This is a genomic window from Enterococcus sp. ZJ1622, from assembly GCF_011038845.1.
Lineage (GTDB): Bacteria > Bacillota > Bacilli > Lactobacillales > Enterococcaceae > Enterococcus_B.
In genome coordinates this window covers 195951-211018 of record NZ_JAAKDW010000003.1, presented here as the reverse complement: position 1 = coordinate 211018, position 15068 = coordinate 195951, and the positions used below count along the sequence as shown (strand labels likewise).

At 43.4% G+C, this 15068-nt stretch carries 16 protein-coding genes and 1 other annotated feature; of the genes, 4 read left to right on the top strand and 12 right to left on the bottom strand.

All coding sequences use genetic code 11. The annotated features are described in order from the left end of the window. Positions 1 to 35: 35 nt before the first annotated feature. From G7Y42_RS04250 to G7Y42_RS04225, 6 genes are all read right to left on the bottom strand, one after another. Entirely contained in the window at positions 36 to 1373 is a 1338-nt protein-coding gene (locus G7Y42_RS04250) for a citrate transporter (RefSeq protein ID WP_165004387.1), read from the bottom strand. 252 nt (positions 1374 to 1625) lie between these two features. Next, positions 1626 to 1985, bottom strand: coding sequence for a 50S ribosomal protein L20 (gene rplT, locus G7Y42_RS04245; protein ID WP_165004385.1), 360 nt, complete (start codon positions 1983 to 1985; stop codon positions 1626 to 1628). 53 nt (positions 1986 to 2038) lie between these two features. Continuing rightward, positions 2039 to 2239: a 50S ribosomal protein L35 gene (rpmI, locus tag G7Y42_RS04240; RefSeq protein ID WP_002289309.1), complete on the bottom strand. Its 201-nt coding sequence runs from the start codon at positions 2237 to 2239 to the stop codon at positions 2039 to 2041. 71 nt (positions 2240 to 2310) lie between these two features. Further along, a complete protein-coding gene (gene infC / locus G7Y42_RS04235) occupies positions 2311 to 2835 on the bottom strand; it encodes a translation initiation factor IF-3 (protein ID WP_002293357.1) in 525 nt (174 codons plus the stop codon). Positions 2836 to 2878: 43 nt separating this feature from the next. Further along, positions 2879 to 3005: a sequence feature (ribosomal protein L20 leader region), on the bottom strand. A gap of 106 nt (positions 3006 to 3111) precedes the next feature. Continuing rightward, complete coding sequence (locus tag G7Y42_RS04230; RefSeq protein ID WP_165004383.1) at positions 3112 to 4017, bottom strand: magnesium transporter CorA family protein; 906 nt, start codon at positions 4015 to 4017, stop codon at positions 3112 to 3114. An 84-nt stretch (positions 4018 to 4101) separates the two neighbouring features. Then, positions 4102 to 4761, bottom strand: a complete 660-nt coding sequence (locus tag G7Y42_RS04225) for a deoxynucleoside kinase (protein ID WP_206215436.1) — start codon at positions 4759 to 4761, stop codon at positions 4102 to 4104. A 316-nt stretch (positions 4762 to 5077) separates the two neighbouring features. On the opposite strand from G7Y42_RS04225, the gene mvk reads away from it, so the two are divergent. The 4 genes from mvk to fni are packed head-to-tail and all read left to right on the top strand — an operon-like array spanning position 5078 to position 9145. After that, positions 5078 to 6025: a mevalonate kinase gene (gene mvk / locus G7Y42_RS04220; RefSeq protein WP_165004380.1), complete on the top strand. Its 948-nt coding sequence runs from the start codon at positions 5078 to 5080 to the stop codon at positions 6023 to 6025. After that, entirely contained in the window at positions 6018 to 6995 is a 978-nt protein-coding gene (mvaD, locus tag G7Y42_RS04215) for a diphosphomevalonate decarboxylase (RefSeq protein WP_165004378.1), read from the top strand. The genes mvk and mvaD overlap by 8 nt, the downstream gene beginning before the upstream one ends. Positions 6996 to 7007: 12 nt before the next feature. After that, the gene (locus tag G7Y42_RS04210) at positions 7008 to 8093 is read left to right on the top strand and encodes a phosphomevalonate kinase (protein ID WP_165004376.1); all 1086 of its coding nucleotides are present in this window, start codon (positions 7008 to 7010) and stop codon (positions 8091 to 8093) included. Beyond that, the gene (gene fni, locus G7Y42_RS04205) at positions 8090 to 9145 is read left to right on the top strand and encodes a type 2 isopentenyl-diphosphate Delta-isomerase (RefSeq protein WP_165004374.1); all 1056 of its coding nucleotides are present in this window, start codon (positions 8090 to 8092) and stop codon (positions 9143 to 9145) included. The genes G7Y42_RS04210 and fni overlap by 4 nt, the downstream gene beginning before the upstream one ends. Before the next feature lie 412 nt (positions 9146 to 9557). Here the strand turns inward: fni and G7Y42_RS04200 are convergent, their stop codons facing one another. The 6 genes from G7Y42_RS04200 to fucO all read right to left on the bottom strand — a co-directional run bounded on the left by G7Y42_RS04200 (position 9558) and on the right by fucO (position 14989). Continuing rightward, positions 9558 to 10361: a gluconate 5-dehydrogenase gene (locus G7Y42_RS04200; protein WP_165004372.1), complete on the bottom strand. Its 804-nt coding sequence runs from the start codon at positions 10359 to 10361 to the stop codon at positions 9558 to 9560. An 18-nt stretch (positions 10362 to 10379) separates the two neighbouring features. Further along, positions 10380 to 11222, bottom strand: coding sequence for a 5-dehydro-4-deoxy-D-glucuronate isomerase (gene kduI / locus G7Y42_RS04195; RefSeq protein WP_165004370.1), 843 nt, complete (start codon positions 11220 to 11222; stop codon positions 10380 to 10382). Between the two features lie 13 nt (positions 11223 to 11235). After that, on the bottom strand, positions 11236 to 12243 hold the full coding sequence (locus tag G7Y42_RS04190) for a sugar kinase (protein WP_165004369.1): 1008 nt from the start codon (positions 12241 to 12243) through the stop codon (positions 11236 to 11238). 6 nt (positions 12244 to 12249) lie between these two features. Then, positions 12250 to 12894, bottom strand: a complete 645-nt coding sequence (locus G7Y42_RS04185) for a bifunctional 4-hydroxy-2-oxoglutarate aldolase/2-dehydro-3-deoxy-phosphogluconate aldolase (RefSeq protein ID WP_165004367.1) — start codon at positions 12892 to 12894, stop codon at positions 12250 to 12252. 100 nt (positions 12895 to 12994) lie between these two features. After that, complete coding sequence (locus G7Y42_RS04180) at positions 12995 to 13753, bottom strand: IclR family transcriptional regulator (protein ID WP_165004365.1); 759 nt, start codon at positions 13751 to 13753, stop codon at positions 12995 to 12997. A gap of 84 nt (positions 13754 to 13837) precedes the next feature. Continuing rightward, positions 13838 to 14989, bottom strand: a complete 1152-nt coding sequence (gene fucO / locus G7Y42_RS04175) for a lactaldehyde reductase (RefSeq protein WP_165004363.1) — start codon at positions 14987 to 14989, stop codon at positions 13838 to 13840. Positions 14990 to 15068 lie beyond the last annotated feature (79 nt).

Here is a 15068-nt window from a genome sequence, read left to right as displayed (position 1 = left end):
TTTTTCTCTGAATGATTTTTCTGACGTTTTGTTAATTAGAAATTCCCGTACAAGAAGAAGGTGACTAAACATAAGATCGCCCCGATGATCCAACCTGTCGGAATCGATTTTTTCATGTATTCCCGAGAAGTCACTTTTGTATAACCTAAGCCCCAAGCGACCCAAGACTGTGTGATATCCAAGTGCTGAGGAGCAATCGTAGTAATCGCAAACAGCGGGAACAAGAACGCAACAGGCATCGTTGGGTTCACTGCTAGTACAACTGCTAAGATCGCTGAGCCAGAGCCGACTAGATTCATTGGTCCGCGGAAAAATCCTAGAGGTGTCAAAATCGCAAATACAAGTGCTAAAACAAGTGGCGATTTCGGTATCAAGTCACCAAAAATCGCTGAGAAATAAGGAGATGCATAAGCTGCAGCATTATTGAACATCGCCAATGTCATCAAGAAACCTACCATTGGCGCTACATCGACTGCCCCATCTGTAAATAATTTAGCGAATTGCCGGCAGATCTCTTTGTAGCCACCTCGCAGTTTCCCAGTGAAGAGCAAAGCCCAGATTCCAGCCAATATAAAGCCTAAAATGATCGGCAAATCTAATAGCACCACCCCAAGAACTGGTAAAAGAACGGCAAGCCAGGAAATCATTGGCGCATCTCCGCCTGCTGTCTGCATATCGACAGCCATTGCATAACGTTTCTTTTTATTCATTGATATATTAGCTACAGTCAGTACAACGATCAAACTCACGACCATCCCAATCATTCCGATTTGGAAATAGTCATTGTAAGTATAGCTTTCAGCCGCAGGATTGAACCCTGCATAGATGGTTTGGTATTGCTTGAAATTCACGATGTTCGCAAATATCCCTGCCATGATCGAACCCATGAACGAGAACAAAGCCACTGGCACTGAGATCCCTAATGACATCAAGATCGGTAAGACGATCACGGCAATCGAAATAACTGGTCCGATCCCTGTCATCGACATAAAAATAATAGCGGTTACAACACACAGTAGACTCATCGTGATACGCGGCTTGTCTCCGCCAAGCTCCACTACTTTTCGGATCAAAGTAGCCGCGATCCCGCTATCTACTAACACTCGCCCGAAAAAGGCACCAAAGAATACATTCACTAAGATCGATTTCGCATATTCAGCAGGTCCGGTAGTATAGATATGCGTCAAAACATCTATGACCCCTTGTCCCTCCATCGCTGGATTCGGCGAAAATACATTCCCGACAAGTGCCAATCCCATCCATACCGTTGCCATAACCGCAAAGCCAACCATCAGATTGTAGCCTTTTACGCAGTACCAGACCATAAAAAAGAATGAGATAACTAACAAAATACCAATAATAATATCACTCATATTGCTCCTCCGTTCATTTCGTTCTGCTGATAAGCTGTAACTAATATATCAGTCTATTTCATTCTATTCTAAACGGATAGCGCTTACATTAAAATTGTAATATATTTCACAATCGTCGGATTAAAAAACCCTAATTATGCTATTTTAGCCTTATATACGCTTCTGTGCTTTATTTTATAAAGAATTGGAACAAAAAAAGAGGAAAGAACATAACTTTTCCGTTATCTTCTTTCCTCTTTATGATTGTTCAGCTTATTTAGCCAAAGCGTCTTTTGCTTGGTCAGCTAATGCAGTAAATGCTGCTGCATCGTTGACAGCAAGGTCAGCTAACATTTTACGGTTGATGTCGATTTCAGCTAATTTCAAACCGTGCATCAATTTTGAGTAGCTCAAGCCATTCATACGAGCTGCTGCGTTGATACGAGCAATCCACAATTTACGGAAGTCGCGTTTCTTTTGACGACGATCGCGATATGCGTAGTTGTATGAATTCATTACTTGTTCTTTTGCTGTTTTAAATAAAGTGTGTTTTGAACCGTAGTAACCTTTTGCTAATTTTAGCACTCTTTTACGACGTTTACGAGTTACTGTTCCACCTTTAACACGTGCCATGTATAATTCCTCCTAATAAAAATAAATCTTCAAATTTCTGTCGTTTGTATTTCTTATTTCATTTTTGCTAGTTGTTGGCGAATACGTTTGAAGTCGCCACTAGAAACCATGCTTGCTTTACGCAATTGACGGCGTTGTTTTTTTGTTTTGCCGTGGAAACGGTGACTTGTAAACGCGCGGAAGCGTTTCAATCCGCCTTTACCAGTACGTTTGAAACGTTTTGCTGATCCGCGGTGTGTTTTTTGTTTTGGCATGACTATATTTCCTCCTCAAAATCTTTCGTTATCCGACTATCGGCTGTCCAACAGCCAGTTAGTCATTCAAATTACTTACTGTCGTTTTTCGGTGCCAGCGTCAAGAACATGCTGCGTCCGTCCATTTTCGCTTTTTGTTCCACTGTTGCAATATCAGCAGTTTCTTCAGCTAAGCGATTCAAGACTTTTTGACCAATTTCTTTATGGGTAATGGCACGGCCTTTGAAACGGATAGAAGCTTTCACTTTATCGCCCTTTTCCAAGAACTTACGTGCATTACGAAGTTTTGTATTGAAATCGTTCAAGTCGATCGTAGGACTCAAGCGAACTTCTTTTACATTGATCACTTTTTGTTTTTTACGCGCCTCGCGGTCTTTCTTTTGCTGCTCGAAACGGTATTTCCCGTAGTCCATGATTCGCGCAACTGGTGGTTTCGCACCAGGGGCAACTAACACAAGATCCAAGTTTGCTTGTTCTGCAATATTCAATGCTTCTGCTTTTGTCTTAACTCCTAATTGCTCACCATCTGAACCGATCAATCGTAACTCACGTGCACGAATGCCGTCGTTAACCATCATATCCTTTGCTATGGTCATTCACCTCCAAATATTATGAGAGAAAGAAAAGCTTGCCGGGTTAACGGCAATAAAAAAACGAGTTCTCTTACAGAACCCGCGCGTACTTCACCTAAAAAGAACCAGTGAAAACTATCTAGCCCAGTGACATTGTCCACTAAGGCGAGAAGCGGGTGCTTCTGCTTTTATTTCTCAACTCAATCAGTTTAACATTTTCGCATAGATTTGTCAATCTTTTTATCAGAAAGCTTTTCACTCTACTCAGGTGTAAGATTTATCGATATACAAACTGCAGCATTATCTGATCCTACGCCACAAAGCGATAAGCATCCAGACTGACAGCACTAAACTGATGATCAACGCGATCCCCCAGCCAAAGACGGAATGGGTAAACGGCAAACGGAGATTCATTCCAAAAAAGCCGGTGACGATCGTGGGAACTGTCAATATCAGTGACCATACTGTCAAAAATTTCATTGTGTCATTCAGATTGTTGTTCAATAAATTATTATATGTGCTAGAAAGCTGGTCTAAGATTTGCGAGGCCAAATTAGTCATTTCTACTGCTTGGCGCGCTTCGATCAGCGCATCATCCAGCTGTTCCTTTTCTTTTTCCGATAATTTCCGATACAGCGCTAAGGCTTTGATCTGCTCCAACAATACAACGTTTTGTTTCGTGCCTGTCACTAGATAGACTAAGCCGATTTCCAGATCGGAAAGCTGCAGCAGATTGTTATTGGTCGTTTTCTCTCTTAATTTCTGATTCAATCGCTGACGTTCACTGTTTACTTCTTCGAGCAGTGGAAAGAAAGAATCTGAGATCAAAAACAACGTGCGGAACAATAAACTGTAAACACTGATATCTGGCGTTCTTTCTAAAAGAGAATGGATCATTCGAATCACATACTCGGTACTTGGGGTCGTAAATGTGAACAGGCCTTCATCTTTCAAAATAAATGCGATTGGGCTCGTCTCGTAATGATTTTCTTTTTTCCGCTGATGCGGCACATTCGAGACAAGCAGCAGCGCTTCATCCAAATAATCATATTCCACCCGTGCACGTTCGTTTTTATCTAGGGAATACGTCAGCATCTCGTCACTGATCCCATATTCTTCCTTCAGATTCTTTACTGCCAACACATCATTTTGCTCTACATTTATCCAAAAATTCTGTTCATGATTAAAAAAATATTTTTCTCGCACACTCACCACTCCTTTCTCCTCCTGTCAGTATAAAGAAAAAAGCCATCCAATGAAAGGTCAAACCTTTGATTGGATGGGCATGGGTCAGATCGCGTACTCTTCTTGGCGGATTTCCGCTAGTTTTTCTTCGATCAGTTTTAATACTTGTTCTTTTGCCTTCGGATCTTCGACGAAATTAAACCGATCGCCGTCAATTTGCATTTTCGGACTTTCGCTGTATTCTTCGTACCACTGATCGTATCGGCGATTCAATTCTTTATAATAATCATACAGGCTAGGGTCAAATGATAACTGTTCATAGGAGCGGCCGCGTTTTTCGATCCGTTCCAGCATCGTATCAAAGGATACACGGATATGGACTAACAAATCAGGATGCTTTTTATGCGCTGCATAAGGCAGTTCTTCCATCATGTTTTCCAACAACTCATCATATACACGAACTTCTGTCTCTGTGGCTCTTCCCAGATCTGCATTTAAGTGAAAGAGTAAAGAATCTTCATAGATTGACCGATCCAATACATTGTTATCTTCTTTCATCGCTTGTTTGATGCTTGCAAAACGTTTATTCAAAAAATAAATCTGCAGCAAAAAAGCATATTGTTCAGGGTTTGCATAAAATAATGGCAGGACTTCATTGTCATCAATTGATTCATAAAAGGCCTGACTATTGAAATGTTCAGCCATCATTTCCGTCAAACTTGATTTTCCGGCACCGATTGTACCCGCTAAAACGATCACGCTCATTTACCTCCAACTCACTTCATCACTAAATATTGTGTTTAACTCCGATCTTTTTAAATATACCCCCAATATCTGGTGGTGTCAATTATAAATTCATCTGTTGATGATACGGAAAAACTCAAAAAAATCTTAAGAAAAAAGTGTTTTTTTGCTAGAAAACGCATTCTTAGTTTTACTTCTCGGTTGGTTTTAGTAAAATAAAGAAGAAACGTTTTTTGAAACCCATTTTGGTGCAAAAAATTCTGTTCAGTAGCGCAACTAATTCAGGGCGCTTTATTTTTTGCTTTAAAGTTACTGTTATGTGAGAAGGGGTTGTATTATGGCAAGTTATGGCCAAGGAGAATCAAGCGGGAAAATTATTTTGATGGGTGAGCATGCGGTCGTCTACGGCGAACCAGCGATTGCTTTTCCTTTTTATGCGACAAAAGCGACGGCATCACTTGAAACGCTTGGATCAGCTGGATACGATCAGCTTTCCTCCTCCTACTATAAAGGAGAGCTTTCACAGGCGCCTCATGCATTGAAAAACATCAAACAACTGCTTGCTAGTCTCAAAAAAAGGCACCACGTCAGCACAAATCTTTTGTTAACGATCGACAGTACGATTCCGGCTGAACGCGGGATGGGCTCAAGCGCGGCAGTTGCTACAGCGATCACTCGTGCCTTTTATGATTATCTGGGCGTTCCATTATCTCGTGATACCTTGTTAGAATGGGTACAGATCTCCGAGAAAATCGCTCACGGCAATCCAAGCGGCATCGATGCAGCTGCTACAAGCAGTCTTGAACCGATTTATTTCACGAAGGGCCACCCTTTCGATTATTTCTCTTTGAATATCGACGCTTTTTTGATCGTTGCCGACACTGGGATCAAAGGACAGACAAGAGAAGCCGTGAAAGATGTCGCTCATCTGTTCGAAAAAAATCCGCATGAAACTGGACAAAAGATCCAGCAGCTAGGATACTTGACCAAACAGGCAAAACAAGCGATCATCCAAAATGCACCTGAAGAATTAGCCCAAGTGATGAATCAATCCCAGCAACTCTTGAAAAGTTTGACGATCAGCAATGATTTTCTTGATTTACTGATTCAAACTGCACAGGATGCGGGAGCTCTAGGTGCAAAATTAACCGGCGGCGGTCGCGGCGGTTGCATGATCGCATTAGCCAAAACAAAAAAGGAAGCCCAAGAGATCAGTCAGGCACTTCTACAAGCAGGCGCTGCTGAAACTTGGATCCAAGGATTAGGAGTACATACCTATGTTTAAAGGCAAAGCACGTGCTTACACAAATATCGCATTGATCAAATACTGGGGGAAAAGAAACGAAGAACTCATTATTCCGATGAATAACAGTTTATCCCTCACACTAGATGCGTTTTATACAGAAACCGAAGTTGTTTTTTCTGACGAATTCAAAGAAGATCAATTTTATTTGGACGATCAGCTACAAGATGAACAAGCAACAAAAAAAATCAGTCATTTTCTTGATCTTGTTCGAGAAAAAGCCAATATCCAGCTCAAAGCCAAAGTGATCAGTCAAAATTTCGTCCCTACCGCAGCAGGATTAGCTTCTTCTGCTAGCGGTCTGGCAGCCTTGGCTGGCGCATGTGATTCAGCACTATCGCTTGGATTGGATTCGCGCGCACTTTCCCGTCTGGCACGTCGCGGATCAGGGTCTGCATGCAGAAGCATTTTTGGCGGTTTTGTCGAATGGGAAAAAGGACATGATGATTTGAGCTCTTACGCTCAGCCGATCGCATCGGACTCGTTCGAAGAGGAATTAGCGATGGTTTTTCTTTTGATCAATGATCAGAAAAAAGATGTCTCTAGTCGTGACGGCATGCGTCGAACGGTTGAAACATCCAGTTTTTACCAAGGCTGGCTCGATTCCGTCGAGACAGACTTATATCAATTGAAACAAGCGATAAAAACAAAAGACTTTCAGCTTCTTGGAGAGACGATGGAGCGAAATGCCCTGAAGATGCACGGAACGACTTTAGCTGCTCTCCCTCCTTTCACTTACTGGTCTCCAGACAGTTTAAAAGCGATGCAACTCGTTCGTAAACTGCGCAATGAAGGGATCCCCTGCTACTTCACCATGGATGCAGGCCCTAACGTGAAAGTCTTAGTCGAAAAGAAAAATTTGCCGATCGTCCAAGACACGTTAATCGATTCATTTAGTAAACAACAAGTGGTTTCAGCCCAAGCAGGTCCAGGAATCGCGATTATTGAATAAAGGGAGATTTATATGATTGAAGTATCTGCGCCAGGCAAACTCTATATTGCCGGAGAATATGCAGTCGTCGAAACAGGACATCCTGCGGTGATCGTTGCCGTGGATCAATTTGTTACTGTCACATTAGAAGCTGCACGCAAAGTTGGGAGTATCCAATCTGCTCAATACAGCGGCATGCCGATTCGCTGGACGAGACGAAACGGAGAATTGGTTCTGGACATTCGGGAGAATCCGTTCCATTATATCCTCGCCGCGATCCGGTTAACGGAAAAATATGCACAGGAAAAAAACATCTTGCTATCTTTTTATGATCTTAAAGTAACAAGTGAACTGGACAGCTCGAACGGTCGAAAATACGGCCTTGGTTCAAGCGGTGCTGTCACTGTGGCAACCGTCAAAGCACTCAATCTTTTTTACGCACTGAATCTGTCACAATTGGAGATTTTCAAGATCGCTGCTTTAGCAAATCTAGCTGTCCAAGACAATGGCTCTTGTGGCGATATCGCAGCTAGCTGTTATGGAGGCTGGATCGCTTTTTCTACTTTTGACCATCAATGGCTGCAAGAACAAGAAACACAGCATTCTATCAGTGATTTGTTAGCGATGGATTGGCCCGGACTTTCTATCGAGCCATTGACCGCGCCAAAAGATCTTCGCTTGCTGATTGGCTGGACAGGAAGCCCTGCTTCGACTTCTGATTTAGTGGATCAAGTCCATCGTTCGAGAGAAGACAAGATGACTGCCTATCAGTCATTTCTCCAAGACAGTACAGCTTGCGTCACTGAAATGATCCGAGGATTCAAAGAAAACAATGTCGCATCGATCCAGCAAATGATCCGCAAAAACCGGCAATTACTTCGTGAACTATCAGCAATCACTGGCGTTGTCATCGAGACGCCCGCGCTGAACAAACTCTGCAACTTGGCAGAAGAATACGAAGGAGCAGCCAAATCCTCTGGTGCAGGTGGCGGTGACTGCGGAATCGTTATCGTGGACCAGAAATCCGGCATACTGCCTTTGATGAGTGCTTGGGAAAAAGCGGAGATCACGCCTTTGCCCCTACATGTCTACAGTTATCAAAGAAAGGAAAAAGCATGAATCGAAAAGATGAACATGTTTCATTAGCAAAAGCATTCCACAATAAACAAAAAAACGAATTCGATGCTGTTCGAATCGTGCATCATGCGTTGCCTCAAACAGCTTTCGATGAAGTAAACCTAAGTACTGGGGTCGCTGGTTTTTCTTTAAGCAGCCCGTTTTATATCAATGCAATGACTGGTGGCAGTGAAAAAACGAAAAAAATCAATCGTGAGCTAGCCATCATTGCCAGAGAAGCTGGATTGATGATGGCTACCGGTTCAGTCAGCGCTGCTTTAAAAGATCCTTCACTGGCGGATACGTATACCGTGGTGCGGGAAGAACATCCTGAGGGGAAACTCTTGGCAAATGTCGGCGCTGGCACTTCTGTGGAAAAAGCAAAAGAAGCAGTCCAGCTCTTTCATGCGGATGCCCTTCAAATCCATTTGAATGCGCCGCAAGAGTTAGTGATGCCTGAAGGAGACCGTGATTTTTCAGATTGGAAATCACTTATCCAGGAAATCCAAAAAGAAATCGATGTGCCGTTGATCATAAAAGAAGTCGGTTTTGGGATGACAAGTGAGACGATCACTGAGTTAGCAAGTCTCGGTGTCAAAACGGTGGATATCAGTGGACGAAGCGGTACCAGCTTCACTCAGATCGAAAATGCACGCCGGCCGAAACGCGAATTGAGTTATCTTTCAGACTGGGGACAATCGACCGTCACCTCTCTTCTTGAAGCAAATGAAGCAGGAACGGATCTGGAGATTCTTGCTTCTGGCGGGGTCCGGAATGCCTACGATATCTTCAAAGCCTTGTGCCTTGGTGCAAAAGCGGTCGGGGTATCCGGCACGATTTTGACTCACTTGATGACTCACGGCGTAGATGCAACGATCGATCTTATGAAACAGTGGCAAGAAGAACTACGATTGCTTTATACGCTAGTCGGCGCTAAGAAAACTACTGACCTCCATCAGCAATCACTTGTCTTTTCTGGTCCAGTGAAGGACTGGTGCGAAGCAAGAGGGATCGATCTGGTGAAATATGGAAAGCGGACAAACAACAGGAGCTGAGACAAAAATCTTGTCTCAGCTCCTGTTTTTCGAATAAACGGTGTTCAAGAGATAGCCTATCGGCAATAAGCCACGACTTTGTAAAATATGGGAAGCTATTTTTATCTGATCGTTCTTACTGCTTGATGCAGAACAGCTTTTTTACAACCTCTAATTCACGGTGTTCTCCTGCCAACTCCTCGGGCACAAGGAACAATATACAGCAAACATGAGAAGCTGTTTGTTGAAATTGTTCCTTGTGCCTCAGAGTTGAACGGCAGGTTCACAACCTCTGATTCACGGTGTTCCAGTGCCAACTTTTCGGAGATAAGCCTAATTTGTGCAAAAATGTGAGAAGTCATTTTCACAAAATTTTTCTTATCCCTCAAAGCTGAACGACACTGTCACAACCTCTTTTTATTTTTTTGTTTTATTAAGGCTGTTTGCCAATATAAGCAAGAATCCCGCCATCTACATATAACACATGGCCGTTCACAAAATCAGAAGCACTAGATGCCAAGAAGACAGATGGTCCAGCTAAATCGACTGGTTCTCCCCAACGTGCTGCCGGTGTACGCCCTACGATAAACTGATCGAACGGATGGCGTTCGCCGTTTTCTTGCGTTTCACGTAATGGTGCTGTTTGCGGTGTAGCGATGTAGCCAGGTCCGATTCCGTTACATTGGATGTTGTACTGACCATACTCTGAAGCGATATTCTTCGTTAACATTTTCAGACCGCCTTTTGCAGCAGCATAGGCACTAACTGTTTCACGTCCAAGTTCACTCATCATTGAACAGATATTGATGATTTTACCGCCGCCTTTTTCGATCATGCCAGGAATGACTGCTTTTGACACGATGAACGGTGCATTCAGATCCACATCGATCACTTGTCGGAAATCAGCCGCTTCCATTTCGATCATCGGTGTCCGTTTGATGATCCCTGCATTATTGACTAGAATATCAACTGAACCTACATCTTCTTTGATCTGCTGAACCATTGCTTGAACCGCTTCTTCGTCAGTCACATCGCAGACATACCCTTTTGCATCGATGCCAGCCTCTTTATAATGCGCGATTCCTTCATCCACCGATTCTTGATTCAGATTATTGAAAACGATCGTTGCTCCTGCTGTGGCAAGAGAACGAGCGATCTCAAACCCGATCCCGTAAACTGCACCTGTTACCAATGCTACTTTTCCGTCTAAGCGGAACATATCCATGCTAAACTCCATTATCCGATTCTCCTTCTCTTATTTCAATTGGTCCATTTGAACCATGTCCATATCCGTATACGTAATATTTTCGCCGCACATTGCCCAGATGAATGAGTAATTGCTTGTTCCTACACCTGAATGGATCGACCAGCTTGGTGAGATGATCGCCTGTTCGTTGTCCACGACTAAATGTTTTGTTTCATCAGGTTTGCCCATCATGTGGAACACGCGTGTATCTTCATTTGCATAGTCAAAGTAGACATAAGCTTCCATACGGCGTTCATGTGTGTGGCATGGCATGGTGTTCCATGCGCTTCCTGGTTCTAAAATCGTATAGCCCATCTGCAATTGGCAGCTTTCGCATACATTTGGATGGATATACTGATAAATTTTACGTTCGTTCAGTGTGATCCCTTCTCCTGTTTCCATCGGTTTCACCTGATCGATACTGATTTTCACATTAGGATATTTATGATGCGCCGGAACGGAGCTGATATAGAATTTAGCTGGGTTGTCAGCATCTTGAGAAGAAAATACGACATGACGTGTTTCTTTTCCGATGTAATAGCCGTCTTGTTTTTTCATTTCTTCTTTTTGTCCGTCGATTTCGATAAAACCGGGACCACCGATATTGATCACGCCTAGTTCACGACGTTCCAAGAAATAGTCAACACCTAATTCCTTGTCCAATGTGATCTCCAACGCATCTTTCGTGGGTGTCACACCGCCAAAGATCATTCGGTCATTATGTGTGTAAGTCAAGCTGATTTTTCCAGGGACGAATACTTTTTCGACTAAAAATTCCTGTCTCAACTGTTCCGTCGAGTAATGACGGATATCCTCTGGGCTGTGTGTATAACGTGTTTCCATTTCTTGCATATTAATTGCTCCTTTATCGAATGATTTTTCCAGAGCCGCACGCGAGAAACTGTGCGACTTCTTCGTGGTTGAATTGGTTGCAGTCACCATGAATCGTATGCTTCAAAGCAGAAGCTGCAGTCGCGAAATCAATGATCTCCTGCGGCTGCATGCGAGACAGGATACCGTGGAGCACACCGCCTGCAAATGCATCTCCGCCACCGACTCTGTCAACGATCGGTTTGATTTCGTGGGTCTGTGATTCCAAATATTTCCGATCCATCCAAATTGTGCCCATCAGCTGGTTCTCACTAGCAGATCGAACGGTCCGGTCTGTCGAGTAAAATACTTGGATATTCGGGAATTTTTCTTGCATCTTCTGATAATAATAGGCAATAGGCTGTTCAGTATTTTCTGGCGCCTCTTCGATTCCCAATAAGTAGAGCGCATCCATTTTTCCAGCCGAACAGATATCAACGAATGGAAGCAGCTGATGGATGACACCACTTGCTTCTTTTTGCGACCATAGTTTCCCGCGATAGTTGATATCGAAACTGACTAAGCAGCCAGCTTTTTTGGCGGCTTGCAACAGTGTTTTCGTCATTTTCTGCCATTTTTTTGACAGAGCAGGCGTGATACCTGAAACATGGAAAATATCCACGTCTTGAAACAATTCATCTAATTGCCATTCCAAATGATCCATCACTGCAAAGCTGGAACCTGCCCGATCATAAATCACAGAGGCTGCTCGTTCACCAACACCTGCTTCCATGTAGTACGTTCCTAGACGCGGACCGCCCAATACCACATGGCTTGTGCCTACCCCGTAGCCTTGCAAGTGCTTCTTTACCGCTTTTCCCAAAGCTTGATCAGGAACTTTCGTCGCAAACGAGACTTCATGTCCATAATTAGCAAGAGAAATAGCGACATTTGCTTCTCCTCCACCATAATGCGCATGGAATTGCCCGCTGTTTTCGATACGGATCCCTTGATCAGTGGATAATCGCAACATGATCTCTCCAAGAGTAACTACTTTCCCCATCTTCTGTTACCCCGCGATTTCTTTCATTTTTGCCGCGTATTGCTGAGCGACTTCCGTTACTTTGTCAAAATCACCTGTAGCTGCAGGAGCTAAAAGGTTGCCTCCTACGCCAACTGTCACTACGCCTGCGTCAAACCAGTCTTTCATATTGTCCAAGCTTACACCGCCTGTCGGCATGATATTCAAATGAGGGATCGGTGCTTTGAATGCAGAGATGATACTTGGTCCATATGCACTTCCCGGGAACAGCTTCACGATGTCCACACCGCTCTTCATAGCCGTTTTGATTTCATTGATCGTCATACATCCAGGCAGATAAGGGATCTGGTACAAATTACACATCTCTGCTGTCTCCTGATCGAAACAAGGACTGACGATATATTCAGCACCAGCCAAGATCGCCAATCGTGCCGTTACAGCATCTAAAACCGTACCAGCTCCAATGACGATTTCAGGCTGATCTTGATAAACAGTTAATAGTTCTTTGATCACTTGATCTGCTTGAGGGACAGTGAAAGTCAACTCGATCCCTGTCAGACCGCCTTTGATGATTGCGTGACAGGCATTCAGGGCTTCTTCTTTTGTTTTCCCTCGTACAACTGCGATCACACCGGCTTTTTTCAAACGAGACAAAATATCAATTTTTTTCATCTTCTCCACCTATTTCCTATTTAGAAATTTGATTTTATAACTTGGAAATTCTATACCCATATTATACGGCAGAAAAGAAAAAATGCAAACGCTTTTTCAATTATTTTTGAATTGTTTTTTCGATTTCCTGCTTCGTTTGTTTTATCGCTGTGATGATCTGCTCTTTCACTTCCTCTGTCAATCGGTATTTCGGCATGCTCACACTAAAAGCACCGATGATCTCATCGCCTTTTACGATTGACGCACCAATACAGAAGATGTCTTTCTCGATTTCTTCATCATCGAAAGCGACATGTGTTTTCTTGACCTTCTCAATCTCTTTTTTCAAGCGCAGAGAATTAGTGATCGTGTACTCTGTGTAAGGAACTAGGGAATGCGTACCTACGTAATCTTCATATTGATCTTCCGTGAATTCGGCAAGTACGGCTTTTCCCATAGCTGAGTTGTACAACGGCCGCGTGATCCCGATTTTCGAGGACATGCGGATCGTTTGATTTTTAGGATCCAGCTTGTTGACATATAGGATCTCGTTGTTATCTAAAACGCCCAAGTGAATCGTTTCGTCAATTTTTTGCTGAAGCTTTTCCAAAAAAGGCAAAGTCAATTCTGCCAAATCCAACTGTTCGATGTTTTTGTTGGCATATCGGACCAGTTTAGCGCCTAAACGATAATTTTTTTCTGCGTTTTTATTGACGTATCCGATAAGAAGTAAGGTATCTAAGATTTTCAGCACCGTCGAAGAAGTCATCCCCGTCCCTTTTGCAATTTCCTGCAAGGAAACATCCGGTGTTTCTGCTAGATAATCCAAGATTTTGGCTGCTTTGATTAAAACAGTGCCGTACGGTTTTTTATTTTCCATATAATACTCTCCTATTTCTTTATAGGAAAATTATAACGGAAACGTTGACGTTTTGGAAGTTTTTTATGCGTTGCTGTATCTTTCTCACATCAAACTTTGATATAGCTCGATGATCTCTTCTTTCGTCGTCTCTCTAGGATTGCCCGGTGTGCAGACATCACGTAGCGCATCTTCTGCGATTGCAGGAATATCTGTGTTTTTTACACCTAATTCCGAGATTGTGGCTGGAATACCGACTGATTTGCTCAACCGATCGATTTCGCCACACGCAGCATCGCGAACATCTTCCAATGACATCGCCCCTGCTCCTGAAATCCCTAGTGCACATGCGATTTCACGATATTTCTCTCCTGTGTAGTCTTTGTTATATTTCATGACTGTAGGCAAAAGCGCTGCACATGCTACGCCATGAGGAATGTTATACCATGCACTCAATGGATGCGCCATTCCGTGGACAAGTCCTAAGCCGACATTTGAAAAGCCCATGCCAGCGATATACTGGCCCAGTGCCATTTGTTCTCGGCCAAGCTGATCGCCTTTCACTGAATCTTCCAGTGAATGTCCAATGATCTCGATCGCTTTGAGATGCAGCATATCTGTCATTTCCCAGGCACCTTTAGTAATCAGCCCTTCGATCGCATGTGTCATCGCGTCCATCCCTGTTGAAGCAGCAAGCTTGCTTGGCATTCCCATCATCATGTCACTGTCGATAAAAGCCACGATCGGGATATCATGAGGATCGACACATACGAACTTGCGATGGTTCGCTTCATCAGTGATCACATAGTTGATCGTGACTTCCGCTGCCGTACCAGATGTTGTTGGTACGGCTAAGATCGGCAGACAAGGGTTCTTCGTGTCCGCAACGCCTTCTAAGCTGATCACATCGGAGTATTCAGGATTCGTCACGATAATCCCAATCGCTTTTGCGGTATCGATCGGTGATCCTCCGCCAATAGCGATGATGCAATCTGCTGATGCTTCTTCCACAAACGCTACCCCATCTTTGACATTTTGGATGGTCGGATTCGGAACGATGCCGTCGTACAAGACGTAATCGATTGCCGCATCCTCTAACAATCGTGTGACTTTCGTTGCTACACCATGCTCGATCAAGCCTTTATCTGTGATCACTGCCGCTTTCTTAAAACCACGTTTCTGGAATTCTGGGACAATATGTTCGATTGCTCCCTTGCCAAAATAAGAGGTTTCATTTAAAATCATTCGATTACTCATTTTTCTCTCTCCTTCATTGTATATACTTTCACAAACACGACCGTAAAACAGCAAGCAACCGGTTGCCCGATCCTTGCGT